This is a genomic window from Prevotella sp. oral taxon 376, assembly GCF_003043945.1.
Taxonomy (GTDB): domain Bacteria; phylum Bacteroidota; class Bacteroidia; order Bacteroidales; family Bacteroidaceae; genus Prevotella.
Genome location: NZ_PYXG01000001.1, coordinates 366,134 through 389,246, shown reverse-complemented (window position 1 = coordinate 389,246; position 23,113 = coordinate 366,134). Strand labels below are relative to the sequence as shown.

Genomic DNA, 23,113 nt, shown 5'->3' with positions numbered 1-23,113 from the left:
ATCTATCATTCCCCTATCTCCTTCAGCGTTAAGTCTGCACGCCCCTCCGTAAGGTTACGGCTGATTCCCTGGACGAAGAACGCCTTGCCCAGAGCGGTGTGTGTGTAGTGGTTGAAAAGCCCGATGATGTCACTGCTGTCTAACAGCTTCTGTTCCATCAGGATTCGGGGCAGGTGGTACTCGGCGTAGTAGCTGTCCACATAAAGACGCTCCGGCTTTGCCTGTATACCATGGGCATGATCATAGATATCCAGGATTCCGTCGCCGGTAGAGGTGTTCTGTGGAGTAGAGAGGCTCACGACATTGGCAACGCCTAACTCCCGACACTCTATAGATGTTAGTGCCGAACATATCCTGAATTCGAGATTGTCTTTTTTGTTCGTAAACTCCTCTCGGGTGTCGCTCATATAGATAAGGTCGCTGTCGCCTGTGTTGTTGGTCAGGGCATTGTTACTATAAACCTTGACCTCAAACGACTTGACCATGATATTGCTGACATGTGCCAGGAGAGGCACGCTGTTGCTACCCCATCTCGTATGTCTGAAAAAGGTAGGATGCCGACGGGTGATTTCATCCCAGATCGTATTGACCGGGCCGAGTATCAGGAACCGTACCTGACCGCTCACCCTATCGGATCTGCGGATGGGTATCGCCGTACCTTCCGCGTCAATGCCCATCGTGTAGCTGATGTTGTTCTGCAGGTCGAACTCCGTACCGATGAGCTTATCTCCTATCTTGGGGTCGAAGCCTATGGTGAAGGACTGTCGGTAGTACTCGTCGTCGCTGCCGCATTCCTCCCTCGCCTTGTAGGGCCGCCACTTGAAATCGGCCGGCTGTCCCTGCGTACCCGTCTCGACCACGCACTTGTCACCGATGATCAGCATGCAGGCAAGGACGGCCACCTTCGAGACGGTGTCCGAGCTGTCGCCGATGGCACTGTACTTGAACTCGTATAGCTCCGGCCCCTTACCGGTGAACGGCACCAGCCCGTAGCCCGTGGACTCGTCCCATACGGCTTCGTCGTTGGGATTCTCTGCACACCAGTACTTCCGCGTGTAGTACCGGCCGTCATCGTTGTCGCGACTCGGCACGACTTTGCCCTTCCATCGGCCGAAGAGGTTGGCCTTGTGCCAAGTATACTCATTCGCATCGTGCAAGGGTTTGAACGCATCCGTCATCTCCATCAGAGGATTCAAGGCGACTTTTCCGGACAGGACGATGTAGTTTGTGGTCTCATCGTCAGCGGGGGAGAAATTGCCGCCCGCGCTGCTGCCTGTGTATACAGCGTAGGGAATGCCGGACTTCAGGTCGTTGTCGCCGGGATAACACTCGTTCTCTCCGTCCTTGCCGTTTCCGTTGACCGACACCGCGAGGACATTCGCCATGCTCACTTTCGAAGTCGGACTGTTGTCGTCCTTGGCCGTATTCATCTCCACGCTGCCGATGGACAGTATTGCCGCGCCGGGATTCGACCCCAGCCAGTTCGGAAGTGTCTGCTGGTTCCTGCCGTCCCTGCAATACAGGTCGATAAGATCCATGCTCGTATTGCCGCTCTTTGGGAATCTCCACTGCTTGTTTGCCATCACCTGCACGAACCATGTGGTTATGCGCCCCGCCCCGTAGTCGGTAGTCTGATCGTGGCACATCTCATAGAATGCACGGTATGCAGTCTTACCGTCGCCGTCGGCCGAATATTCCGTGCAGTATTTCTGCTTGTTCACATAAGGAGACTTAAGCATATCCTCGTCCAGAGGGCTTTCTATGACATTCTCCACCTCCTTCGTCTCGCAGGTCAGTAGTATCTGGTTGTACACCTCGCCAATGCTGATCTGGGTGTCGCAGCCGGCCGCGATAGCCGTCTCTATCGTGATATTCTTCCTGCTGGTGAGTGCCACCTGTCCATTGACGATGTTGCGCCACGATATCGGGCTGTCGCTCCAGACGGTCTCCCATGAGAAGATATAGAAAGTCAGGCCGTCCTGCACGATATGGAGGTTCAGGTATTTCAGCATTTCCTCAAGCACCGTGTCCTGCTGCCACATCTCATCTTCCTTGTCTCCGAAGAACAGCAGCTCTGAGATTGTTAGCTGCTTAAAGATGAGGTATCGGCTGCTGGCAGCGTTATCTGTCGCCTTGCTCCCGTCGTACAGTATCCGGATTGTCTGATTTCCCCTGATGTCAAGATCCCCTGTTATGCCGGCCAGGATGCCAGTCATAATCTCATGGAATGTCCGCATTCCCGCCTCGCTTTTCTCGATGCCGTAATGAACTCCGAAGCTGCCCACATTCCTGTATTTCGAATATTGTAAGGCCGAAAGTGCGTCTATGCAGCTCAGTTCTATCTCGTCATATTCTTCATTGTAGCCCTGAGAGTAGGCCTGAGGTTCTACGAAACCGGCAAACAGACACTCCTTGCCACGATAGATGTTCACCGTGGCGTAGCGGCAGGAGACGCAAAAGAAGTCTGGCACAAAGTTCTTTGCCAGTAACCTCACGCTCGCCTGCTGGCATAGGAGATGGTCGAAGGTATCGTTCACCTCGCTCGTGATTTCCACCGGATCGGCCGTCCAGCACAGGTTGCTGCCTTCCGATCCGATTTCCACCTCTTCCGTTCGGTCGCCGAGGGTCAGGATGTGAACCTCGACGCGGTCGCCCGGATCGTTATAGAAATGGCCATGTATATACATCTTTACAGTCTTATGTTCGTTCTCTTACGGTTTGTGCGTGTCTCGTTGGCTAACACGGCCACGAGTTTCCGCCCCTGGACCTCCAGCCTGAACACTCCGCCGACGGAGTTTTCTTCGCTGCCGATGATTGATTTCAGCTTGTCAAGCGGGGCGACCACCTCCGGGTTCGATCGCGCCCCGGCATACTCGCCGAAGATGCCGAGCGTAGGGCCGTAGGCTATGCCGCCGTCGGCGAATTTCGGCAGGGCTGTCATGATGCCGACGAGCGCAGCCACCATGCCAGCTCCGATGGCAATGCCTACCCATGGTATGCTCGCGTGTGCCTTCATGGTCTTGGCGGCAGCACCGGCAACATCGGCCGTTGTCTCCACGCCGGCGGCCGCGGCGCGTGCCGCGCTGTTTGCCACTTCCACGCCCGTGGCCGTCGTGTCGATGGTCGCCTCGGTCGCTTTCGCCACTCCCTGCGCAGTCGTGGCGGCCGTGTTCATCTGTGTCGCTCCAGTCAGTGCGTTGACAAGGCCGATGACGGCATTCATTCCGTCGTATATTTGGATGGTGCCGTCCACGATGCCCGTGACGGCCTGCCAGGCGTTTCCATTGCCTTCCAGTATTTCCGTAAGCCCTTCTATGCCGTTTCCGATGCCTTTCATGCCGTTCCAAGCATAGCCGAGGCTTGCCTGGCTCCGCTTCAATGTCTTCTCGTATCTGGTCCAGGTGTCGATAAGTCCCTGCACCTCCTGGCGCTGCCCCATTCCCAACGGGTTCTGTGTGTCTGCCAGCATCTTCTGCAGCGAGCGAATCTTCTCGCGGATACCCTCAAGGCCTATCAGCTTCAGTTCCATCAGCAGGGGCTTGCCTTGCAGACCGGACAGGTCTGCCGTCTCCTGCTGCATGGTAGGAATCTCCGTCGTCCGTGTCAGGGCATCTCGCTTCTGCTGCAGGGCACTGATCGTGCGCTGAATCTTCTCTACCTCATCTCCTGTCGCCTCGCGTTGGCGGGCGCCATAGTAGCTGATGGCCTTGTCCAGCTCCTCCATCGAGTTCAGGCTGCCAATGGCTGCCGGAGCATCCAGGGCACCCAGTGTGTCGTCCCACTCGCCACGCAGTTTCTTCAAAGCCGTGATTCGTTTCTGCATCTCGACGCGCTCGGCGGCGGAGGCGGTCTTCAGCTTCTTTTCATAGAAAGCGAGTTCCGCGTCCAGTTGCTCGTAGGTGTCGATCTGGTCAAGTCCGATAGCCATGTGCGAACTGTCTTCGAGCGCCGTTTTAAGATCGTTCAAACGCTTGATCTCGGCATCAATCTGACCGAGATCCTCCTTAGCAGACTGTCTGCGGAGCTGTTGCTGATACTGTATTTCCGTGTCTATCTCCTGCAAGGTGTTCAGGGACGCGGGACGACTGGCGGCCGCCATTTCTTTCTCGATGGCTTCTTTCAGTTCCTTGTATTTGCCGATGAGGGATACAAGCCTTTTGATCTTGTCGGTATCGGCCTTGTCCGTTTTCTTCAGCTGGGTCTCGTAGTAAGAGATGTTCTTGCCGACATCCTCAAGCGTCCTGGCATTGATAACGGGTCTATCTGTCTTTGCCTTGGTTTTGATGGGAGAGACGACGCCCTGCTCCTTCTTGTTCACGCCTTCGCGTCTGGCCACTTCTTTCTGGAGCCTTCCAATCTCACGGTTCAGCCGCTGCCGCTCCGCCTCGTCGCTGCCCGAAAGGCGTTCCAGGCTTTGCTGGTCCTGCTCTATCGTGCGCTTGAGCTCCTCGGCGGTCGCATCCTTCAGGCTGTCTCCGGATGTGTGCACGGACTTTCGGGACTTGTCAAGTTCTTTCTGGGCTTCCACCATGTGCTGGATGGCGGAATCATACCGGCGCTGAAGGACTGCGATGTCATCGTTCAGACGGCTGATCTGACTGCCCAGCTGGTCGTAGTATTCTTTGCCACCGGCGCTATTCTCCCAGTTATAGTGGCTCTTCCCATTGTTGTCCATGTACTGCTGTCCGAGCTGGAGACGCTCGCTCTGTCTGCCCTCCTTCTCCAGTTGCTTGGCTGCTATCTGTGAGGAGAGTGCCTTGGCCTGGGCCTCGTATCCCATCTGGGTGCAATAAGCCTTGCTTTTCGAGACGAGAGTGTCGTACCACTCGGCGGCGGTACGGTGGTAGCCGAAGCTCTCGCCATACTTTCTGTTAAGCTCGTCTATTTTCTTAGAGGTGTTTTTGTGGCTGTTGATCAAAGAGGCGAGAGAATTTGTCTCCATGTCTATCTCCGCCTTCGCGTTAGACGAGGCATTGCTGAAGGCGTCTGTGCTCTCTTTTAGAACATCCACGCCCTGTGCCGCGTCCTCCGCCTCATCTCCCATGGAGGAGAAAAGACTTATCAGTCCCGTGATGGCAAGGGATATGCCCATTGACATCGCCGCAGCAAGGGCTGTCATCGCTACGGTAAGAGCCGCCGTCCCTGCCGCTGCCGTGTATCCGGTGGCGGCAAGGAGGTTCTGACCGACGGCCACCATCTTCTCCTGTATGCCGAGGACGACAGCCTTGATCGTGGTGAGGCTGAAGGCTGCGGACAAGGCCTTGAGGGTTGCCACCAGTCTCACGCAACCAACGACACAGATCATTGCCTGGGCGGCAATGGTAACGAAGGGCATTGCACCCTGCACCATGCTGCCCAGCTGTTCCTTGATATCTCCCAGCGTATTCTCCAGCTGCTTCTGCTTGCCCGCGTCGGTCTTGCCGAGTTCCTCGTTCATATTGCCCACATTGGCCGTGATGACCTCGGCAAGCATGGCAGCGCGCTCACTCTCCGTGCCGAACTGAAGCACTTGCTTCTGAGTCTCATCGAAAGTAATGCCCACACGCTGCAGTACCTCCGTCTGTCCTTGCATCGCCTTTCCCATCATGTTGCCGATGCCGACCGCGCCCTGTACCGTGGCATTCAGTCCGTCCTGCTGGGCGATGAGGTTGTTCATCGTGGGGATGAGGACATCAAGGCTCTGCTTCTCTTTCAAAAAAGTGGCCATCTGCTGGGCACCGCTCGCCGCGATGTCGTCCTCTACGACACCGAGTTCCTGTTGGGCGGAACAAAGGTCTCTGATGCTCTGTATCTCCTCTTCCGTGCTGCCCATCCGCTGCCGCATGATGGTCGCCAACTGTGTCTGGGCGACGACGGAGGTCTGGTAGTCGGCGGTCATCTCGGTCAATGCGCGCTGCAGCCCTGCAATCGAGTCATGGAGCAGGTCTACTGCCTGGGCTGCCTCCGACCAGGTCAGCACATCCCGCTTTGCCTTCTCCGCCTCGTCCTGGACGCTGCGGATGACACGACCCATCTCCTCCGCGTCGGCCGTTACGCGCTTCGCACCGCCGTCATTACGGATTTTTATTAAAAAACTGACCTCTTTTGCCATGGTTTCATTTTTATTTTATATATTTGCAGCGTAACCAAATTGGCACAATGATGATGAATGTAAATCTGCAGCCGCTTTATGACCTCTATACCGGGCATCCCACTGCCTCGGTACTTACATTCCTGTTTTGTCTTGCCATCTTCGTTGTAGGCACCGCTTTCTGTATCGGGATTCTTGCCTACAGGGACAGACCATAGCCTCATTCCAGTCCTGCTGCGGCTTTCGCCTCGCGGTATCTCCGCATGACTTCCTCCTTTCCCAGCTTCTCCGCAGGAGAGGGCTTCTCCCATGGGAATGTCATGATGTCCGCCGGGGCAAGGGTCTTCCTCGTATAGGGCTGGAGGGTGCAGAGGCACTGCATCCGAAGACGCTCCCACTCCCCACGCTCACGGTTCTGCCGCATATCGTTCCAGGCGTCCCATGTCGCCTTGAATTCAGAGGGGGTGCATCGGCAAAAGTCATTCCGGCTCATCCCCATGCACCCCGTCGCTATGCCGAGCAGCTGCTCAATGTCGGAGTCGCCTACGCTCCCTTCGCTCTTTTTTTTTGAGCAGCCTCGCCAATCCTTTCGTTCCAGCCGTTCAGCACGGCCGGGGTAATGCTGTTGCAGAAGGTCTCGAAGTCCATGGGGAAGTCAATGTTCTCCGCCTGGCTCGAACACTTCACGCAGCACCACATCAGCATCAGCAGATCCTCCAGGTCATCCTGTTTCATCTGACTGACATCTTTCCCCGTCTCGCGTTTGAAACGCAGGAGGGCGCCCATCACGAGACCGCAGGGATATTCCTTACCGTTCAACTCGACTTTCAGCATGGGTTATCCTCCTGGTTTTGCTGCCGTGCTTAGGCCGCTGGTCTGCTTCTCCACCTTGCCGCTGTTCTCAAGCTGTACGCTGTACTTGGCGTCATCACCGGCCTGGGCATCAAGTTCCAGTGAGGTGATGATATACTTTCCCTTGTAGCCGCCGGTCGTCTTGCCCGTGCGCTTGTCGCCGTCGCGCAGGTTGTACGAGGCCTCTACCGGGAGTCCTGCCAGCTGCAGTTCTTTCAGCTGGTCGTAGGTCGGAGTATCACTGTCCCCGTCGGTCAGCACGCAGCCGTCCGCGGAGATGTTCTCCGAGAAGCTCTTCGCGAACTTCTCCTTCCACTTGCCGCTCGCCGCTTCTTTCGTGACGCGCTCGCCGGTCTCCGTGCTCGTGCTCACCTTGCAGCCCGTCGAAAAACCTAAGGCCTTTCCGCCGACACTAAGGATCAGATTGGTTCCGTCTAAAACACTTTTTTCCATATTCTTCTTGTTAAAAGGGTTGTTACTATGCCGGCCACCACTCCGGCGATAAAGGTGATAAATGCCTTTCGGGGCCCGAACGGGGAATGCTCCTCACTCGCTTTCTTGTGGGCGTCGGACGCGGCTTCCAACTGCTGTCGCAGCGTGCTCACAGTCCTGGCATAGCTCGCACAGAGCAGTTCCAGGGAGTCGCATCCGGCTTCAACCAACAGATGCCCCGGCTTTGTCGCCGTTGGGGGGATCCGTGTTACTCTCACGCTCGCCCGGCCGTGCCTGGCCGTGTAGCCCGCGCCGGATGGCAGCTGTCGCAGACTGTCCAAGTTCAGGATCAGGCTTACGGAAGACATCGGCACCTTCAAGGGTGTTTGCCTTGTCTCGGTTACGCTCGTCATGCTTGCCGCCGTCACGCTTGCCAGGGTGAGGTCTTCCGTCGTCTCCGTTCTCGTCGACCGACAACTCGCCGCTGACAGGACAAGTGCTCCGATAAGGGCATACCTGAATAGCTTCGATCGCACGGCTAAGCCGGTTGAGGGCGCGTCGCGTACGGGCGTTCTCCGTGCCCAGCTCCTCGATCTTCTCTGTTGTATCCTCATATTTTTTCTGGGTCTCAACCAGCAGGGATGAGATGTCCTCGTACATCGTCTTGTAGGTATCGTGCACCTCCTTGGCCACTTTTGCCGAGCGAATCTTCCGGTTCGCTATCCACGCTATCGCCGCGCCGACGCCACCACTCGGTATCGCCCACATCAAGTACTGAAGTATCATCTCTGCCATTACTATGAATTATGAATTATGGATTATTGCCTTATGCCTATCTCGCGCAGCCACGCCCGCACATCGAAACTCGGGCACGCTTTGCCGGGATTCAGGTCGTGGTGTCCCACGATGCATATTCGGGGAAACCTGTCGTGGAAATCCCGCACATAGCGTTTTAAGGCCTCACGCTGTGCAGCCGTCCGAGTATCCTTGGGGTTCATCTGCCCGTCGCAGCCGCCGGCGTATACGATGTGCCGGCTCACTCCGTTGTAGCCCGACGCGCCGTTCGTTATTTCCCACGGATCCGCGGAGGCGTCCTCGTTGTTGTCTACGAGGCGCTCCACGCGGCCGTCGAGGTGGATGAGGTCGGTATACCCGACCTGCTTCCAGCCCCGCCCCCTTGGCTTCGGCGAGGTGTGCCAACGACGGATGTCCGCCGCACTCACCTCGCGCCCCTCGGGGGTCGCCGTGCAATGGATGACGAGATACTTCACCGGCTTGCTCATTATGGATTCTCCTTATAGCCGCTTGCCATTACCACGCCTACATCAGCCTTCTTAGGCATGGCGATGAAGTAGTGGCGGAAGTTAATCAGGTTGCGCTGGTTCTGCGGGTCAGTCGACGCCTCGCTGTAATACATCTTGGTCGAGCCCGTTGCCTTGAACACACGCGGAGTGTAGAATGCAAACGAACACTGGAATTCACCCTTGTCAGCTGTTGCACCCACATCTTTTTTCACACCGGCCTTTGTATAGAGCGGTGTGTTGGCATATTCAAAGATGTCGAAGCCGTACAGCTTGCCTACCTTGCCGGTGACGCGGTCTATGTTGTACTGCTCACGGAAGTTCTGGCTGGCAAGCAGCAGGTCGTTGACATGGTCAGGGCAGAGGACGAGGCGGCGGTTCTCAGATGGCACCTTCATCTTATCCAGCGCACGCTTCATCTCCACAAGGTCGTTGGGAGTCAGGCGCAGACGGCCTGTCTCCACATCACGCTCACCGGTCGTTGTCAGTACGGGTGTCTTGGCTGTGTTCTTCTGGGCGCACAATGCGTGGGCAGCCTTTGTAAACTTGGCATCGTTTATAGAATTGCCGTGGCTTTCCTTCACACGGGCCATCTTGTCATAGCTGGTGGCATACAACTCATCGTCAGTGATAGGCGTCACTTTCGTTTGAAATTTATCCAACTTTACGGCAATATCCTTATCCTCCAATGCCTGAAGGGGAATCGGATATGTCGTGTTGTTCACCAGTACATCCGGATCCACGCCTACATCCACGAGATGAATGACATCGTTATTCGCGATGGAACTCTGGTCGGGCACGCCGTCAAGCCATGACCCTTCAAGACCGCTGCGCAGGGCCTTTACCAGCTCGCCTGTCCATATTTCCGTAAACACACCGGCATGCAGCACGCCGTCAGGGACAGCTCCGGCAAGTGCAGCCACCACATTCATGCCCAAGACACCGGCCATAGGCGATAGTCCTACGGTCCGGGCTAATGTCGCACCTGCTACCGCATTGAAAAGCAGGGCGGCAAACATCATCAAAATTCTGTTCATTTTTTCTTTTTTAAGGGTTATTACTTTCAAATCTCGCAATCAATACCGTACTCTGCCTTGTACAGGCGCTTGTACTCCTCGGGGTTGTCCGAGCGCAAGGTCGCAATCTGGTCAGCCGGCACCTCACTCAGTTTCGTGAATGTACCCGTGGCTCCGGTGGGAGCGCCGCCCTGATGTCCCAGCACGGAAGACAGCTTCACCGCAGGATGCATCGCCTTCAGTGTCTTCTCCAGTTCCTCCACACCGATCTTCTTGCCCAGTTCCACGAACTGATCCTTGTCCTTTTCATCAAGCCGCTTCTCGGCGACGGCACGGGCAACGAGCTCCGTGATGCCGGCCTGGGTCAGTTTCTCTTTCTCTTGCTGCAGGGTAGCGTTCTCCTCTTTCGCAGTCTTCAGCTCCGTGAGCCGGGCGCTGATCTCCGCGTCTGTCGCCGTTTCCGGAAGCCCCAGTTGCAGGGCAATGGTCTTGTTTTCCATTTCATTTGTCGTTTTATTGTTGTTATTGTTCAGTAAAGGCAGCGGACAATCACCGTCCCTGCCAAGGGTTATCGTCTTTCCGTCCTTGCGTAGCACGAGGGCATCGTCGTTGGCGCCTATGTCGGCCACGCTGACCTCGAAGAGCCTGCTCCTCGTAATCGTTGGCCGGGTCTGGCCTGTCACCAGCTGGTCAGGCTCTTCGCTTGTGGCCAGTATCTCCAGCCCGGCACTCACCATCCGGAGGCTTCCGAACTCGAACTGCTTCTCGCAACGCTCGCTTATTTCCGAGGCCCGGTCGAACATCAGTTCACCCGTAACCTCGTTGTTCTCGACCTTCAGGTCTTTCACATAGCCTATCACATTGCCACGTTCGTGCATGTAGAGCAGCACGGGATTGCGACCATACTGGCTTACATCCATGCCTGAGGTCAAAACCCTGAACCCGTAGCTGTTCAGGCTGTCATTTGATATTCTTACTCGCTTTCCCATTTTCGTGTTGCATTTACTTTTTCGACTGCAATATTACGCCATAAATCCATGATTTCCAAATAACAGCGAAACACTTTCGGTATATACCGAACCGCTTTCGTGGTTATTTTTTTCTTTCATGGAAATAACCCAATTTTGCAGTATCAAACTATAGAAAAATGGTCAAAGCAGAAAGTACGGATAAGCGAGAGAAGGGAGGAACGAGTTCCGGATCTTCCGAGCGCAGAAGTTGTTCGCGACAGCAAACGGAAAAGAAAAAATCACTGGCACGCTCTCTCTACCTTGCAGGAATGGAGCAGAACGAGATAGCAGAGAAAGTGGATGTGTCAAGGGTTACCATATCCAAGTGGTGCAATGCGGAAGGGTGGAAAGAGGCGAGGGCGGCAAAGAATGTGACACGGCCCGAACTGGTCAACAAACTGTTGCTCACCATCGACAAGCTCATTACCGAGGTGAACGAATCGGAAGATCCCTCACTCATAGCAGGGCTGGGCGACAAGCTCGCCAAACTGTCCTCCGTTATCGAGAAGCTCGACAAAAAGGCAAATGTCGTGGATGCTATAGAGGTCTTCATGGCATTCTCCAAATGGCTGGAATACCGTGCCACCATCGACCCGACCGTAACGCCGGAGCTCATCAAGACCATCAACAAGTTTCAGGACATGTACCTCACCGAGCAGATGGGGATAAAGTAGAAAGCGTATGGCAACGGCAGCAGAAAAGAAACTGGCATTCGAACAGTGGAAGGAGCATTGCAAGCGCATCCAGTCCATCACGGACACCACGGCACTTGCCAACGAAACGCCTGAACAGAAGGACAGGCGTAAGGAAAGGCTGCTATCCAACTATGCCGCCTTTTGCGAATATTACTTCCCGCATTTCCTTACCCTGCGCGACAAGACAACAGGTGAAGTTATCCGAACGGTACACAACGCTCCGTTCCACAATCAGGCTGCACGCAAGGTCATGGAAACGTCGAACCTGAAAGCGGTCTTCATGTGGCCGCGCGGTCATGCCAAGTCCACGCACTTCGACATCTTTATGCCGCTCTGGTTGATGCTGCACCCCAAACGGCTCATCAATTTCATGGTTGTGGTAGGCAAGTCGCAGGACAGCGCAAACCGGTTGCTCGGAGATATTCAGGCAGAACTGGAATATAATCAGCGCATCATCGCTGACTTCGGACTGCAAAAGAACCTCGGACTGTGGACGGCAGGTGAGTTCAAGACAGCCTCCGGCGTGAAGTTCCTCGCCGTGGGCCGTGGCCAGTCGCCGCGTGGACTGCGTGAGCGCGAGGCTCGTCCCGACTACATCGTCATCGATGACCTTGACGATGACGAGCTCTGCCGTAACGAGAAGCGTGTACACGACCTCACCGACTGGGTGAAAGAGGCACTATTCGGTGCGCTCGACGTGGGACGAGGACGTTTCCTTATGGTGGGCAACCTCATATCAAAGACCTCCGTACTGGCCAATATCGCAGCCACGCGTGGCGTGTTTGTCTCAAAGGTTCAGGCTATAGACAAGAACGGTGAGCCGGTATGGAAGGAAAAATGGACAAAAGAAGATGCGCAGGAATATAGGGAATTCGTGGGTTATCGCGCATGGGAAAAAGAGATGATGCACAACCCTATTGTGGATGGTACCATCTTCCGTGCTGATTGGATAAGGTACAAGCCTATGCCGTCGCTCAGAAAGTATGATATGCTCGTGTGTTATACAGACCCTTCTTTCAAATCTACCACGTCCAACGACTACAAGGCTTCCCGGCTGTGGGGCAAGATTGGCAATGAACTTCATCTCATTGACTGCTATGTACGGCAGGACACGGTCGGAGGTATGGTACGATGGCTCTATGACCTCTACGAACGGACGAGGGACAAAGTGGCCATACTCTTCTTTATGGAGGCGAACTTCATGCAGGACGTCATTCTGGACGAGTTCGCCGTGGAGGGTAACCTGCGCGGATACCAGTTACCCATTATGCCCGACAAACGCAAGAAGCCTGAGAAAATACAGCGTATAGAAGCTGTCAGTCCACTGTGGGAACGTGGCTACGTTTACTACAACGAGAAGCTCAAGGACTCGCCCGACATGCAGGTGGGAATAGAGCAGACACTGGCACTCGAGCGTGGCAGCCGTGTGCATGACGATGCACCGGACGCTGACGAGGGTGCAATATGGATCCTGCAGCGCAATGCAAGACAGGAAAGTTTTCAACCGGTGTTCGGAAAAAGACCGACCGCCAAAAATTCATGGTAGTATGATAAAACTGATAAAAGACATCATTTTCGCTTGGAAATACAAGCGTGCAGTCCGTAAGGCAAAAAAACTCTCGGCCTTGTTCGGAATGAAGTATTATGTGCTTAGTATGGGAGGCAATCTCAAGATCGTGCCCAAGCAGAATATTCGCCACCTCGTGCGCACCCATCGTTTTCGCAAGGGGGTCAAGGTATCGGACATAGAGAAGCACGCATTGTATGTAACGGTATAAAAGGAGGTGCCAGATGTTCATTACAGACGAGGATTACAGGGTGGTCATCGGTGAGGCAGCCCTGAAGACCGTATCACAGACCTCTGCCGAGAACCGTGCCCATGCTGAGAGCGAGGCACAGGAGGAAATCTCAAGCTATCTCCGACCAGTGTACGACTGTAAGGCTGTATTCGCCGCCGAGGGAGACGAGCGCAACAAGCTCATCGTCATGTATACCTGCGACATAGCACTCTATCACATGGTGTCGGCCATGCCCCAGAAGATGGGCAGCGAGATACGGAAGGAACGCTATGAGCGTGCCGTGAAATGGCTGGAAGGCGTACGGGCCGGGAAAATTGTGCCGGACCTGCCTGTGGCTGTTGATGCGGCAGGGGAGCCGTCCGGTATCGGGGTCGTCTTTCACTCACAGAAACCTTTAAGACATAACTGGTAATGGATATAAAGAGATTTTTCAGCGGTCTGACAGGACGCTCAGACACGGATGTACTTCACACCCCCTATGGCAGTTTCAATCTCGCAAAGGAGGATGACAGAAAACGCGTGAGGCATGTTGTCATGGCTTTGCGGCAGACAACCGACGCGCTTACACGCAAGGATATTGCAGATTGGCGTGGGGCATGGCAAATGGCCATCAATGTCGAGAACCCGAACCGGCAGCGACTCTACGACATCTACCGTGATACGGAAGCGGACGGGCATCTCTCCGGATGCGTCCGCCAGCGCGAGGGTTTCGTCATGGCCAAGTCGTTCAAGCTCGTGGACGCTGCGGGGAAAGAGGACGACGAGGCACTGTGCTTTTTCGACCAGGCTTGGTTCAAGCAGCTCTGTCGCCTCGTGCTGGATTCGGTCTATTGGGGACATTCCCTCATAGAGTTGGGCGACATCGTGCAGGACGGAGACGGAAGGCGTTGCTACAGTGGCGTGCGCCTTATTCCGAGAAAGCATGTCATTCCGGAGTTCGGGCGGGTAGTGGTCCAGCTCGGAGACGACTGGAGGGCAGGTGTGGATTACCATGAGCCGCCATTCTCTGACTGGCTCATTGAGGCTGGTCGTCCCGACGACCTCGGACTCTTCCTCAAGACCGCGCCGCATACTATTCCCAAGAAGAACATGCTTGCCTTCTGGGACTCCTTCGGCGAGATTTTCGGCATGCCCATGCGTATTGCCAAGACGGCGTCCCGCGACACCAGGGAGATAGAACGGCTCAACCGTATGCTCGTCGAGGCGGGGGCCTCGCAGACGGCAGTCATGCCGCTCGACACCGAACTGGAGTTTGTCGAGTCCACGCGAGGCGACGCTTACAATGTCTATGACCAGCGCGTAGACCGGGCCAACTCCGAACTGTCGAAGATTGTCGTCGGACAGACCATGACCATTGAGGACGGCAGCAGTCTCTCACAGAGCCAGACCCACCTGAAGGTCTTCCAGAATCTCGTCGAGGAGGATGCCGACATGCTCCGCGACACCGTCAACAATCAGCTGCTGCCCCGCATGGTGGCACACGGGTTCCCGCTCGGCGGACTGCGTTTCGACTGGGACTATTCTGTCGACTACACGCCTGAGCAGCAGGTGGCTTACGAGACCATGATCGCAGACCGCTACGAGGTCGACCCTGCTTATTTTGCGGAAAAGTACTCCATGCCTGTGGGGGAACGCCGAAACAACATGCCTATGATGGAACCGCAAGGGAACCCTGACGACAAGAAAGGCATTGAGCCGGGCAACAAAGACCCTGGTAAAAGCAGGCAGCAAAAAAATGTACGCCCTTTTTTCGACTGAGCCCCACTGACTACGTGGGGCTGCACAGCCGGTATGGGGAAATCCTCCAGTCTGCCCACCACACGCTGACGCTTGACAAGGGAACCGAGGATGCGGTCCAAGCCAAACTGACCAAGGCTTTTAACGGTATGATGTCCGCCCTTTTCAGGCAGAAGGGTGCCACGCTCAATATCGATATCCTCGCCTCCGATGAGGCGCAGGACTTCATCGAGACACATGCCTCCGTTTTAGATACTTCTTTCAGACAGGTAAAAATATCAGAGGGCATGCGCCGTAGGCTGGAGAGGTCCGACTACATATTCTCCGGCATCAAGACTTTCCATGAACTCAACGAGGCGTTCCCCTCGCTGCTCGATGAGAACGGTAATCGAAAGCCGTTTGAACGCTTTTTGAATGATGTCCGGAAAATAGATGAAACCTACAATATCAATTATCTCCGGGCGGAGTACAACTTCGTACAGGCATCTGCAGAAATGGCTGCCAAATGGGAGGGCTTTGCAGAGGATGGCGACCGCTACAACCTGCAATACCGTACGGCGGGCGACGACAAGGTACGTCCGGAACACGCCGCCCTCAATGGCGTAACCCTGCCTATGTCCGACCCGTTCTGGGAGTCCTACTATCCTCCAAACGGATGGGGCTGTCGATGCACCGTCGTACAGGTACGCAAGTCCAAGTATCCGGTTACGCCTCAGGACGAGGCAACGGCTCGTGGCGAGGAAGCCCTACAGAGCGACACGAAGGGACTCTTCCGCTTCAATGCCGGGAAGCAGCAGAAAACCGTACCTGACTACAATCCCTATACCATACGCCGGTGCAACGACTGCGACTTGGCAAAGGGAAAATCCACCCTCGCCTTGGGAGAGGGACGGGGTGAGGTTCTCGCCTTCATTCCTGAGAATGAGCTGTGCGCAGCATGCAAGCTCGTCCGCAAGTGCGAGAGCCAGAGGTTCCAGACCAAGAAGCAATATCCTAACGAAGGCAAGGTGCAGGTACATCAGTTGGTAAATCCTGCCGATAGCGACTATGAGAAACTGATGCAAGTGGCAGATTTCTTTGCCAGGCAGGGCAAGCAAGTAAGGCTTACGCCCAGGATGTCCCGACCGCAGAAGTTCGTCTACCAGAATATCTACCATTCGCTCATGGGAACCAAGTATGAGGGAAAGTGCCCTGATCTGCTCATCGATGGCAAATGGTACGAGCACGAAGGCTTCGCCACGGATAATCCTAAGAGGGCTTTTAGGAATATGGTAACACACGGTCTCAAGCAATCCAACCGAATAATCATAGACCGTCCTGACCTGACTGACGGTTATATGATAAGAAGTATCTATGGGCATATCAGACAAGGAAAGGATATAAAAGAAGTATGGGTTGCCGAAGGAGAAAAACTGAGGCTGCTATATAAAAAAGACAGGCAATAACTTGAAAGTTACTGCCCGTATGCGACGAATCGGTAGTCATTAGCTACGGAATCGTCACTGCAAATATAGACATTATTTCTTAAAATCCAAAGAATTATGAAGAAAATTATCGAATTTCTCAAAAAATCAAACCGCTACAAGCATCTCATTGGTGGTTTTGGGGTCGGATTGCTCGCCTGCTCGCCATGGGCGGCACTCTATTCGGCTATTATCGCCGCAACCTGTCTTGAAGCCAAGGACAAGATGTACGCTAATGCCTATGACTGGACGGACTGGCTGCTCATGGCAGGCGGGGGTATCCTCGCCATGCTTGTCTGGTCCTAAACCTGAATGCTATTTGTTAATGTGCCCTTCGGGGGAGGGATATGAAAAGCCCCCGGCCTGTTAATAGTCATCTCACCTACATATTAACGCAATACGAAGTACCGCACGACCGGGGGCCAAGACCCTTGCCGCGGTACTTCTTTTTTGAGTTTATGTAAGTGAGATATTGCAAAGATACAAAATTTTATGAAGATGAAGATAATAGAGGTCTTGAAATTTAACAGGGAACTGATAAAAAGGCTGAGAATGGCAGGGATACGCTTGGAAGATGAAGAGTTTGTGGACTTGTATGGCGATTATACCACACTGCTTGAGCAAGGCGAAAAAGTATCCTATATCGTGGCTGTGCTTTCTGACAAGTATTCCGTGAGCGAACGGAAAGTGTACGGACTTATCAAGCATTTCCAAACCGACTGCACTCCCTCTGCAGTGTGATTTGCCGGCTTTGTTCTTTCGTCTATGCCGGCATGGGTATCTTTGTGGCGACAAGCAAAAAGACAAAATATGAACAAGTATTACCAAATTCTACAAAGAATCCTCGTGTCAGGGAAGACACAGGACAACAAGAAGGGAACCATCCGCTACCTTCTCAATGAACAGCTGACACTCAATCCCGGCGACCTGCTCGACATCTTCGAGAGCCACGGCATCGCCCGAAAGAAACTGAAGAACGAACTCCGCCTCTTTATGCAGGGGGAGCGAAACGTTGAGAAATACAGGGAAGCTGGTATCAACTGGTGGGACTACTGCGGCCCTGTTCTTGTGAACAGCTATCCCACCTATCTGGAGAAACTTCCACCACTGATTGCCAAAATCAATCGTGAAAAGCGCAGCAGCAAGAACTACGTGCTATTTCTCGGCTCGACAGATGCGGAGAGCAATCAGGCTCCCTGTCTCAGCCTCGTACAGTTCCAGATTGAGCGAGGGGAACTCGTGCTCACCGCCTACCAGCGCAGCAGCGATGCAAACCTTGGTCTGCCTGCCGACATCTATCACCTCTACCTTATGGCAAGACAGATAGAACTGCCGCTGAAGTCTATCACCCTCAACATCGGCAATGTACACATTTACGAGAACAACATCAGCCGGACGGAACAGCTCCTTGCCGGGAATGAGAACATTAAATTCGCTTTGAATGTATGAGCCGTATGTATAAGTCCGCTCCGCTGCCTTTCGTAGGACAGAAAAGAATGTTCGTCAAGGAGTTTATAAAGGTTTTGTCGCAATTTCCTGCCGACACCGTATTCGTGGATTTGTTCGGAGGTTCCGGACTGCTCTCGCACATTGCCAAGCGTACCAAACTTGAATCGACAGTGGTTTACAATGATTTCGACAACTATCGCTGCCGACTGCAGCACATTCCACAGACCAACAGGCTGATAGCCGACCTGCGCGACATCGTGGCAGACAAAGTGCCACGCAACAAGCCCATCACCGGCGAGTTGAGGAAGCGTATCTTCGCCCGTATCGAGCAGGAGGAGAGAACAGTCGAGTATGTCGATTTCATTACGCTGTCCTCATCGATTATGTTCTCAATGAAATACAAGTTGAGTGTGCCTGAAATGCGAAAGGAAACCCTTTACAACAGCATCAGGAAGAGTGACTACCCAACCTGCCCGGACTATCTCGACGGGCTTGAGATAACCTCCTGCGACTACAAGGAACTATTTAACCGATACAAGGACACACCGGGCGTGGTGTTCCTCGTGGACCCTCCTTATCTTTCCACGGAGGTAGGCACCTACAATATGTACTGGAGAATGTCTGGTTATCTGGACGTGCTGAATGTCCTTGCAGGTCATTCCTTTGTCTATTTTACCTCCAACAAGTCCTCCATCCTCGAACTGTGCGAATGGCTTGGGCGTAACCGGTCCCTCGGCAATCCGTTTGAGAATGCCGCCAAGGTTGAGTTCAATGCGCACATGAACTACAACGCCTCGTACACAGACATGATGCTGTTCAAGAAGGAGGCTGTCTGATCGCGTTTATTTCCAACCTGTGCGCACGAAAAAGCCCCGACGGCAAATTGTCCGTCGGGGCTTCTTTGTTGCGACACGGGGCGTTTATTCCGTCATCAGGTAGCGCACCTCGTAGCTGTCTATGCTCTCCAATATGTCCTCATGGTTGTGATTGGTGTCTATTGCGACGAGTGTCATTCCATTGAAACACTCACCGTCCAGTCCCTCGAGGGTAGAATGTATTTTATAGCTCAGGTCCCAAGCTGCGTCCTGACCGCCCTCGATCCAGTCTGTAACGATGTGCAGGCGCACCAGTCCCTTGCCACGATGTCCCCTGCCTTGGAACGGTGAGCAGTTGATGGGGGCTATCTCCACGAACACGGCTGGGCGTTCCCAGTTATCCTCCTGCTCGATGAACTCCACGTTGTGGTTCCACAGGTCGATGTGCGCCACTTCGGGCACGTTCGCATTCAGTTTCTCCTTGATGGCGTTGTATAATTCCTTTCTCATTTCTGCTTGATGTCTAAATGGTTAAAATACTCGATCAGATTCTCCTCTATGATTTCGGTTACCGTTTTCTCCACTTCGGGCGCAGTGCCGAGGAACTGTCGCTTGGGTATCTTGATACTGCTGCCGACTTTCATCAGGGCAAGCAGTTTCCAGAACTCAGCCTCCGTGCTCAGCTGTACCGTGCGTTTATCCTGCCTTCGTTCCCCGTTCTTCTTGCGACTGAACGAGCCTGTCGCCTCATAATACTTGTACCAGAAGTAGGCCTTCATCCTCCGGGTAACCTTGATTTCTCCACCCTCATTATGGATGGCCGCAGCAGGGTGCGATGAGTAGAAGGCAATGCTTTCGTCCGTACTCTTGCTCTGAACGCTGCGCCGTAGGCCTCCGGTATCGATGAGGATTGAGCCGCCTGGTCGCAACGGGCTTTTACGCCTCGCCCAATCCTCCGAGAAAAAGCCCTGCCGCTCGAAGTTCTTGTCAAACTCATCACTCAGGTCTATCCTGATATCCTTCAGGATCCTGCCTATCACCGTCTTTAGTCCATCCTCCATTTGTGAATCGTGCATTATGAATTGTATGTTATGCATTATCGTCAAAGTCGAACAGCAAAAGCGGCCGGGGCGAGGCGGCGTTGTCCTTCCGCGCCGTCACATCGACTTTCAGCATGTTATACAGCGTGCGCTCGCTGATTCCGTACACCGGGTAGATGTACCGCCGCCAGATTTCCCGGTTGCTCAGCCCGGTCTTCGCCCATTCCTGGTAGATTCTGTTCACATCCGCCACTCGCTTCAGGTAGCTCACGCCCTTCCTTTTCTCGTTATCGACTTTCATTGTTGACTGGTTTGTTCTTGCCTGCTTACTTCTCCGCCCTGTATGGACGGATGTCATACTCTATCACGGCACTCACCATAACCCTGCCGCTTCCCTCACACTGGGGACACCGTTCAGCAGAGAAAGTGCCGTCTGTCAATATCTGCCGGTAGAAGCCCGTGCCGACGCACTTGTGGCACAGGGCTACTTTCGGTGCTTTCGTTACTTGGTGCTTCATGCAGTCTCCTCCTTCTTGGGTTCTACATAGAATGCCTCGTCCTGCACCACTTGGATACCGCATACGGACATAGCCTCTCGCATCGTGACCATACGGAGGTCGCCCGTCGGAGTGTCATAGACGGCAATTTCCTCAAGGTCACGGTCGGCCAGCAGCCTATCTTTCGCAATATCCTCTGTCTGACGGATGTAGTTGGACGGTAGGAACTTCTTCGCCAGCTGCAATGCGCTTGCCCAGGTAAAGCCTTTCAGCGTCTTCAGCTTCGGTGTTCCGGTGCGGAAGCCGATGGTGCCATGGGCCATGTCGAGGCTTTTCTTTTTGGAGAACAACTCGGCTTGGTTCTCCGTGGCAAAAGCCTGCAGGGTATCGAACGCCTTGTCCTTCTCCTCGGTGAGGGTCGCCAACTTGTCAGCGTACTTCTCACGGATCTTAGCGCACTGCAGTTCGATGTCCGCATTGATTTTCTGTACCTGTGCGTCGCTTTTAGCATAGATTGCAAACGCGTCATCGGCGGCTTCTCTACTCACGCCCGTAATAATCACTTTCTTCTTTCTTGTTGCCATTGTCTTTTCTTTTTATAGGTTGTCAAATAAATTTTCCCTTACTGGTTAACACCTGCCGTTCGGTTTCAAGTTCATAGGCAAGTTGCTCAAGGCAGGTGCTGTAATCCTCATTGCTCATGTCCTTACCGAGTTCCCGAATGCGCTCCATAGAGCGTTTTACAAATTCTCTTGATGTCATTTTGTCTAACTTTCTGCAAGATTATGCATTGGAAAAACTATCACGGTTGCGCTGCTTCTCTGTTCGGTGGGCTGTGGCATTACCGGAGTTTTCCGTAACCCGCCTTTGCGCAGGATGGCCCGCAGTTTCGTCTGCAGGGTGTCCATGTCTGCCAGGGACAGACGGGCAAATGCCTTTCCCGCAATCTTCGGGTGGCGGCAGAACTCATTGACATGCTGCCAGTCCGTAGTGTCAATGCCCGCCTGTTGCATCAGCTTCAGACACAGGCTGCGTTTCTTCCTCACCTGAACCTTCCACCCCGTCTGATCCTCCAGAGAGGCGCACATCGCGTCATACTCCCTTGCGGCCATCTCGTGCAGATGGGTCGTCCGCCCGTCCGTGAAGCTCGCCACAAGCGTCTCCTTGTCTGCACCGGGCAGCTGCTTCAGCAGGGCGAAGAAGTGGTGGTAGTTGCGAATGGTACTCATGACAGCTCTTTGAGGATTTTTTCCATGTTGCTGTTTGACAGCTCCAGTCCTTTCTGGAAGCCTACGAGCAGCCCTACAAGGCAGCCTGATACTATGCCGACCACAATCCCTAATACAGGCGCAAGCCCCGTTACAATCCATGACAGCGGGTTCCACCATCGGGGTGTCAGTACATTCTCGATTTTCTCGTTAATCTTTGTCGTTTTCATAATTATTGATTTTGAAATTAAACATTATGCATTATGAATTGGAGAACAGCTTCTCCTCCCTCCAGTCCTTAAAGTTTCGGCGGGCGTTCGCCACGGCCCCGGGCAGCATGCCGTTGATGTCGCTCACGTCCAACAGGGGAACGCCGTCCACGCTGACGAATAACTCGCCGTTGAATTCCATTACCTGCACCCTGCGGCGGGCCTCCGCGTCAAGCTCGGCCTGACGGGCTGCCTCGATGCGCTGGGCACGCCGTTCGTGCCATACCTGTACTCGCTTTTTAAGCTCTTCAAAGAAATGTCTCATGTTCTGTAATTGTTAATTATGAATTGTAAATCGTGAATCAAAAACCGCCCGTATGGCCGGTAGCACAGCCTCCTACATTCGTCAAGAATCTCTCAGGTTCTTGAAGCAAGGCACAGATACTGCTGGCGCAACTTATCTGGCTTAGTGTGTCTCGTATCGGCTGATTGGGCCAATGTGAATCTCATTCCCATCTTCCCGGCTCGCTCCTCCATGGCTTGGGACCGGCGGGTACGGGGCGTAACAAATGCCTCGTTGGAGGCACGGGCTACCTCGTAGCCATGCCTGCGCAGGTTGCGCCGCAGGCTGATCTTCTCCCTTGGACACCGCACGACCCTTAGTCCCGTCTTCTGCTCCAGCCCGAAGAGCACCCGGCGTCTCTCCTTTCTGAAGATTTCCTTCCGGCTTTTGCCAATCCGGCGGTGCATTTCCCGAAAGGCCTCCTCGCCCATGCGGTTCCTATTGCTCTCGCCTGACCTGAAGCGGTGAGCCTTGCCGTAGAGAAGCAGGTTCCTCATTCCCTCGTTACCCCCACTGGCCCGATTGGTCCTGGCTGCATGCTCAGCAGCATTCCGCTGCATTGCCTTTGTAAAATCAGAATGCTTTTCCAATCCCATATCCCGTGCTATCCGGATGATCGTCCGGGGTGAGACCCCGAGGTGGGCTGCGACATCGGCATTCTTGGTCGTGCCGAAATGTTCCTGCATCCATTGCCGTTCCGTATCCGATAGGACTATCTTACTGTATTTGTTCCTTTCCATATCGCCGTAATTATAAATTGTGCATTATGCTTTGCCTGCCTGCCATTCCACGGTTATCACCGCGTCGAGCCTGCCGCTACCCCCGCATACCGGGCACGCCTCCTTGTACCGCTCCTGCCACTCGTCCTCCTGCCAATGGTAGCCGTTGCCCTGACAGTAGGGACAGCGGTGCCCGCGACTCTCAATACGGTCAGTCATTCGTCCGCCAGGGCTCATCAGCCCCGGGACGATTTCAATCATTCGTCTTTCCTTGCTCATTTTCATACTCTTATATTTCTAATTGTACCACAAAATGAAGCTCCCTGCACAGGCGTTTTATCTGTATAATCTTGAAAGACTCTCCATCAAACGAGAAGAATATAGTCCTCTCCCGTGTCTGTACCCTCACACCTTTCTTTCTTAACCTGTACAGCAGGTTGTCTCGTCTGCTTGCCATA

General features: G+C 54.0%; 32 protein-coding genes. 11 read left to right on the top strand and 21 right to left on the bottom strand.

Annotation, left to right across the window (positions count from 1 at the left end; translation table 11 throughout):
• Positions 1–5: 5 nt before the first annotated feature.
• Together C7120_RS01755 and C7120_RS01750 are read right to left on the bottom strand one after the other, a co-directional pair.
• Positions 6–2,687 (bottom strand): hypothetical protein, encoded by a 2,682-nt coding sequence (locus tag C7120_RS01755; protein WP_107620121.1) that lies wholly within the window; start codon positions 2,685–2,687, stop codon positions 6–8.
• Positions 2,688–2,689: 2 nt separating this feature from the next.
• A complete protein-coding gene (locus C7120_RS01750; RefSeq protein WP_107620120.1) occupies positions 2,690–6,091 on the bottom strand; it encodes a hypothetical protein in 3,402 nt (1,133 codons plus the stop codon).
• Positions 6,092–6,138: 47 nt separating this feature from the next.
• On the opposite strand from C7120_RS01750, the gene C7120_RS13865 reads away from it, so the two are divergent.
• The gene (locus C7120_RS13865; RefSeq protein ID WP_158267337.1) at positions 6,139–6,288 is read left to right on the top strand and encodes a hypothetical protein; all 150 of its coding nucleotides are present in this window, start codon (positions 6,139–6,141) and stop codon (positions 6,286–6,288) included.
• A 2-nt stretch (positions 6,289–6,290) separates the two neighbouring features.
• Here C7120_RS13865 and C7120_RS01745 read toward each other — a convergent pair whose 3' ends face one another.
• The 7 genes from C7120_RS01745 to C7120_RS01715 all read right to left on the bottom strand — a co-directional run bounded on the left by C7120_RS01745 (position 6,291) and on the right by C7120_RS01715 (position 10,660).
• Positions 6,291–6,563: a hypothetical protein gene (locus C7120_RS01745; RefSeq protein ID WP_146154186.1), complete on the bottom strand. Its 273-nt coding sequence runs from the start codon at positions 6,561–6,563 to the stop codon at positions 6,291–6,293.
• 50 nt (positions 6,564–6,613) lie between these two features.
• On the bottom strand, positions 6,614–6,904 hold the full coding sequence (locus C7120_RS01740; RefSeq protein ID WP_107620118.1) for a hypothetical protein: 291 nt from the start codon (positions 6,902–6,904) through the stop codon (positions 6,614–6,616).
• A gap of 3 nt (positions 6,905–6,907) precedes the next feature.
• Positions 6,908–7,375, bottom strand: coding sequence for a phage tail tube protein (locus C7120_RS01735; RefSeq protein WP_107620117.1), 468 nt, complete (start codon positions 7,373–7,375; stop codon positions 6,908–6,910).
• Positions 7,376–7,576: 201 nt separating this feature from the next.
• Positions 7,577–8,149: a hypothetical protein gene (locus tag C7120_RS01730; protein WP_107620116.1), complete on the bottom strand. Its 573-nt coding sequence runs from the start codon at positions 8,147–8,149 to the stop codon at positions 7,577–7,579.
• Between the two features lie 23 nt (positions 8,150–8,172).
• Positions 8,173–8,637, bottom strand: coding sequence for an N-acetylmuramoyl-L-alanine amidase (locus C7120_RS01725; protein ID WP_107620115.1), 465 nt, complete (start codon positions 8,635–8,637; stop codon positions 8,173–8,175).
• A complete protein-coding gene (locus C7120_RS01720; protein ID WP_107621344.1) occupies positions 8,637–9,677 on the bottom strand; it encodes a hypothetical protein in 1,041 nt (346 codons plus the stop codon). Before C7120_RS01720 ends, C7120_RS01725 begins: the two co-directional genes overlap by 1 nt.
• A 41-nt stretch (positions 9,678–9,718) precedes the next feature.
• A complete protein-coding gene (locus C7120_RS01715; protein ID WP_107620114.1) occupies positions 9,719–10,660 on the bottom strand; it encodes an HK97 family phage prohead protease in 942 nt (313 codons plus the stop codon).
• 158 nt (positions 10,661–10,818) lie between these two features.
• On the opposite strand from C7120_RS01715, the gene C7120_RS01710 reads away from it, so the two are divergent.
• The 10 genes from C7120_RS01710 (at position 10,819) to C7120_RS01665 (ending at position 18,660) form a co-directional block, all read left to right on the top strand.
• Entirely contained in the window at positions 10,819–11,355 is a 537-nt protein-coding gene (locus C7120_RS01710; RefSeq protein WP_107620113.1) for a DUF1804 family protein, read from the top strand.
• A 7-nt stretch (positions 11,356–11,362) separates the two neighbouring features.
• Positions 11,363–12,922 carry a hypothetical protein gene (locus tag C7120_RS01705; RefSeq protein WP_107620112.1) on the top strand — a complete coding sequence of 520 codons (1,560 nt, stop codon included), beginning with the start codon at positions 11,363–11,365 and terminating at the stop codon, positions 12,920–12,922.
• A 1-nt stretch (position 12,923) separates the two neighbouring features.
• A complete protein-coding gene (locus C7120_RS01700; protein WP_107620111.1) occupies positions 12,924–13,154 on the top strand; it encodes a hypothetical protein in 231 nt (76 codons plus the stop codon).
• A 13-nt stretch (positions 13,155–13,167) separates the two neighbouring features.
• Positions 13,168–13,587: a phage protein Gp36 family protein gene (locus C7120_RS01695; RefSeq protein WP_107620110.1), complete on the top strand. Its 420-nt coding sequence runs from the start codon at positions 13,168–13,170 to the stop codon at positions 13,585–13,587.
• On the top strand, positions 13,587–14,933 hold the full coding sequence (locus C7120_RS01690; protein WP_107620109.1) for a DUF935 family protein: 1,347 nt from the start codon (positions 13,587–13,589) through the stop codon (positions 14,931–14,933). The genes C7120_RS01695 and C7120_RS01690 overlap by 1 nt, the downstream gene beginning before the upstream one ends.
• Before the next feature lie 128 nt (positions 14,934–15,061).
• Positions 15,062–16,357, top strand: a complete 1,296-nt coding sequence (locus C7120_RS14105; protein ID WP_233247060.1) for a phage minor head protein — start codon at positions 15,062–15,064, stop codon at positions 16,355–16,357.
• A 96-nt stretch (positions 16,358–16,453) separates the two neighbouring features.
• The gene (locus tag C7120_RS01680) at positions 16,454–16,681 is read left to right on the top strand and encodes a hypothetical protein (protein ID WP_107620108.1); all 228 of its coding nucleotides are present in this window, start codon (positions 16,454–16,456) and stop codon (positions 16,679–16,681) included.
• A gap of 192 nt (positions 16,682–16,873) precedes the next feature.
• Positions 16,874–17,116, top strand: coding sequence for a hypothetical protein (locus C7120_RS01675; protein WP_107621343.1), 243 nt, complete (start codon positions 16,874–16,876; stop codon positions 17,114–17,116).
• Positions 17,117–17,185: 69 nt separating this feature from the next.
• Positions 17,186–17,824, top strand: coding sequence for a thymidylate synthase (locus C7120_RS01670; protein WP_107620107.1), 639 nt, complete (start codon positions 17,186–17,188; stop codon positions 17,822–17,824).
• Positions 17,821–18,660, top strand: coding sequence for a DNA adenine methylase (locus C7120_RS01665; protein WP_107620106.1), 840 nt, complete (start codon positions 17,821–17,823; stop codon positions 18,658–18,660). The genes C7120_RS01670 and C7120_RS01665 overlap by 4 nt, the downstream gene beginning before the upstream one ends.
• A gap of 84 nt (positions 18,661–18,744) precedes the next feature.
• Here the strand turns inward: C7120_RS01665 and C7120_RS01660 are convergent, their stop codons facing one another.
• The 12 genes from C7120_RS01660 to C7120_RS14005 form a co-directional block, all read right to left on the bottom strand.
• The gene (locus C7120_RS01660; RefSeq protein WP_107620105.1) at positions 18,745–19,149 is read right to left on the bottom strand and encodes a hypothetical protein; all 405 of its coding nucleotides are present in this window, start codon (positions 19,147–19,149) and stop codon (positions 18,745–18,747) included.
• Positions 19,146–19,715, bottom strand: coding sequence for a phage virion morphogenesis protein (locus C7120_RS01655; RefSeq protein ID WP_369916828.1), 570 nt, complete (start codon positions 19,713–19,715; stop codon positions 19,146–19,148). Before C7120_RS01655 ends, C7120_RS01660 begins: the two co-directional genes overlap by 4 nt.
• Before the next feature lie 13 nt (positions 19,716–19,728).
• Complete coding sequence (locus tag C7120_RS01650; RefSeq protein WP_233246997.1) at positions 19,729–20,037, bottom strand: hypothetical protein; 309 nt, start codon at positions 20,035–20,037, stop codon at positions 19,729–19,731.
• Entirely contained in the window at positions 20,006–20,197 is a 192-nt protein-coding gene (locus tag C7120_RS01645; RefSeq protein ID WP_107620103.1) for a molecular chaperone DnaJ, read from the bottom strand. Before C7120_RS01645 ends, C7120_RS01650 begins: the two co-directional genes overlap by 32 nt.
• Entirely contained in the window at positions 20,194–20,760 is a 567-nt protein-coding gene (locus tag C7120_RS01640) for a host-nuclease inhibitor Gam family protein (RefSeq protein WP_107620102.1), read from the bottom strand. Before C7120_RS01640 ends, C7120_RS01645 begins: the two co-directional genes overlap by 4 nt.
• Before the next feature lie 22 nt (positions 20,761–20,782).
• A complete protein-coding gene (locus C7120_RS13860; RefSeq protein WP_158267336.1) occupies positions 20,783–20,938 on the bottom strand; it encodes a hypothetical protein in 156 nt (51 codons plus the stop codon).
• A 5-nt stretch (positions 20,939–20,943) separates the two neighbouring features.
• Positions 20,944–21,405, bottom strand: a complete 462-nt coding sequence (locus C7120_RS01635) for a hypothetical protein (RefSeq protein WP_107620101.1) — start codon at positions 21,403–21,405, stop codon at positions 20,944–20,946.
• Complete coding sequence (locus C7120_RS01630; RefSeq protein WP_107620100.1) at positions 21,402–21,614, bottom strand: hypothetical protein; 213 nt, start codon at positions 21,612–21,614, stop codon at positions 21,402–21,404. Before C7120_RS01630 ends, C7120_RS01635 begins: the two co-directional genes overlap by 4 nt.
• Before the next feature lie 31 nt (positions 21,615–21,645).
• Entirely contained in the window at positions 21,646–21,918 is a 273-nt protein-coding gene (locus C7120_RS01625) for a hypothetical protein (RefSeq protein WP_107620099.1), read from the bottom strand.
• Between the two features lie 92 nt (positions 21,919–22,010).
• Complete coding sequence (locus C7120_RS01620) at positions 22,011–22,676, bottom strand: RpiR family transcriptional regulator (protein ID WP_233246996.1); 666 nt, start codon at positions 22,674–22,676, stop codon at positions 22,011–22,013.
• Between the two features lie 24 nt (positions 22,677–22,700).
• Positions 22,701–22,934, bottom strand: coding sequence for a hypothetical protein (locus tag C7120_RS01615; RefSeq protein ID WP_107621341.1), 234 nt, complete (start codon positions 22,932–22,934; stop codon positions 22,701–22,703).
• Positions 22,935–22,944: 10 nt separating this feature from the next.
• A complete protein-coding gene (locus tag C7120_RS14005; RefSeq protein WP_199220665.1) occupies positions 22,945–23,112 on the bottom strand; it encodes a hypothetical protein in 168 nt (55 codons plus the stop codon).
• Between the last annotated feature and the right edge of the window lies 1 nt (position 23,113).

Coding starts and splice junctions, on each gene's coding strand:
- C7120_RS01755 (WP_107620121.1), bottom strand. CDS start 2,687: ATGTATATACATGGCCATTTCTATAACGATCCGGGCGACCGCGTCGAG.
- C7120_RS01750 (WP_107620120.1), bottom strand. CDS start 6,091: ATGGCAAAAGAGGTCAGTTTTTTAATAAAAATCCGTAATGACGGCGGT.
- C7120_RS13865 (WP_158267337.1), top strand. CDS start 6,139: ATGATGATGAATGTAAATCTGCAGCCGCTTTATGACCTCTATACCGGG.
- C7120_RS01745 (WP_146154186.1), bottom strand. CDS start 6,563: ATGAGCCGGAATGACTTTTGCCGATGCACCCCCTCTGAATTCAAGGCG.
- C7120_RS01740 (WP_107620118.1), bottom strand. CDS start 6,904: ATGCTGAAAGTCGAGTTGAACGGTAAGGAATATCCCTGCGGTCTCGTG.
- C7120_RS01735 (WP_107620117.1), bottom strand. CDS start 7,375: ATGGAAAAAAGTGTTTTAGACGGAACCAATCTGATCCTTAGTGTCGGC.
- C7120_RS01730 (WP_107620116.1), bottom strand. CDS start 8,149: ATGGCAGAGATGATACTTCAGTACTTGATGTGGGCGATACCGAGTGGT.
- C7120_RS01725 (WP_107620115.1), bottom strand. CDS start 8,637: ATGAGCAAGCCGGTGAAGTATCTCGTCATCCATTGCACGGCGACCCCC.
- C7120_RS01720 (WP_107621344.1), bottom strand. CDS start 9,677: ATGATGTTTGCCGCCCTGCTTTTCAATGCGGTAGCAGGTGCGACATTA.
- C7120_RS01715 (WP_107620114.1), bottom strand. CDS start 10,660: ATGGGAAAGCGAGTAAGAATATCAAATGACAGCCTGAACAGCTACGGG.
- C7120_RS01710 (WP_107620113.1), top strand. CDS start 10,819: ATGGTCAAAGCAGAAAGTACGGATAAGCGAGAGAAGGGAGGAACGAGT.
- C7120_RS01705 (WP_107620112.1), top strand. CDS start 11,363: ATGGCAACGGCAGCAGAAAAGAAACTGGCATTCGAACAGTGGAAGGAG.
- C7120_RS01700 (WP_107620111.1), top strand. CDS start 12,924: ATGATAAAACTGATAAAAGACATCATTTTCGCTTGGAAATACAAGCGT.
- C7120_RS01695 (WP_107620110.1), top strand. CDS start 13,168: ATGTTCATTACAGACGAGGATTACAGGGTGGTCATCGGTGAGGCAGCC.
- C7120_RS01690 (WP_107620109.1), top strand. CDS start 13,587: ATGGATATAAAGAGATTTTTCAGCGGTCTGACAGGACGCTCAGACACG.
- C7120_RS14105 (WP_233247060.1), top strand. CDS start 15,062: ATGATGTCCGCCCTTTTCAGGCAGAAGGGTGCCACGCTCAATATCGAT.
- C7120_RS01680 (WP_107620108.1), top strand. CDS start 16,454: ATGAAGAAAATTATCGAATTTCTCAAAAAATCAAACCGCTACAAGCAT.
- C7120_RS01675 (WP_107621343.1), top strand. CDS start 16,874: ATGAAGATAATAGAGGTCTTGAAATTTAACAGGGAACTGATAAAAAGG.
- C7120_RS01670 (WP_107620107.1), top strand. CDS start 17,186: ATGAACAAGTATTACCAAATTCTACAAAGAATCCTCGTGTCAGGGAAG.
- C7120_RS01665 (WP_107620106.1), top strand. CDS start 17,821: ATGAGCCGTATGTATAAGTCCGCTCCGCTGCCTTTCGTAGGACAGAAA.
- C7120_RS01660 (WP_107620105.1), bottom strand. CDS start 19,149: ATGAGAAAGGAATTATACAACGCCATCAAGGAGAAACTGAATGCGAAC.
- C7120_RS01655 (WP_369916828.1), bottom strand. CDS start 19,715: ATGCACGATTCACAAATGGAGGATGGACTAAAGACGGTGATAGGCAGG.
- C7120_RS01650 (WP_233246997.1), bottom strand. CDS start 20,037: ATGACATCCGTCCATACAGGGCGGAGAAGTAAGCAGGCAAGAACAAAC.
- C7120_RS01645 (WP_107620103.1), bottom strand. CDS start 20,197: ATGAAGCACCAAGTAACGAAAGCACCGAAAGTAGCCCTGTGCCACAAG.
- C7120_RS01640 (WP_107620102.1), bottom strand. CDS start 20,760: ATGGCAACAAGAAAGAAGAAAGTGATTATTACGGGCGTGAGTAGAGAA.
- C7120_RS13860 (WP_158267336.1), bottom strand. CDS start 20,938: ATGACATCAAGAGAATTTGTAAAACGCTCTATGGAGCGCATTCGGGAA.
- C7120_RS01635 (WP_107620101.1), bottom strand. CDS start 21,405: ATGAGTACCATTCGCAACTACCACCACTTCTTCGCCCTGCTGAAGCAG.
- C7120_RS01630 (WP_107620100.1), bottom strand. CDS start 21,614: ATGAAAACGACAAAGATTAACGAGAAAATCGAGAATGTACTGACACCC.
- C7120_RS01625 (WP_107620099.1), bottom strand. CDS start 21,918: ATGAGACATTTCTTTGAAGAGCTTAAAAAGCGAGTACAGGTATGGCAC.
- C7120_RS01620 (WP_233246996.1), bottom strand. CDS start 22,676: ATGGAAAGGAACAAATACAGTAAGATAGTCCTATCGGATACGGAACGG.
- C7120_RS01615 (WP_107621341.1), bottom strand. CDS start 22,934: ATGAGCAAGGAAAGACGAATGATTGAAATCGTCCCGGGGCTGATGAGC.
- C7120_RS14005 (WP_199220665.1), bottom strand. CDS start 23,112: ATGGCAAGCAGACGAGACAACCTGCTGTACAGGTTAAGAAAGAAAGGT.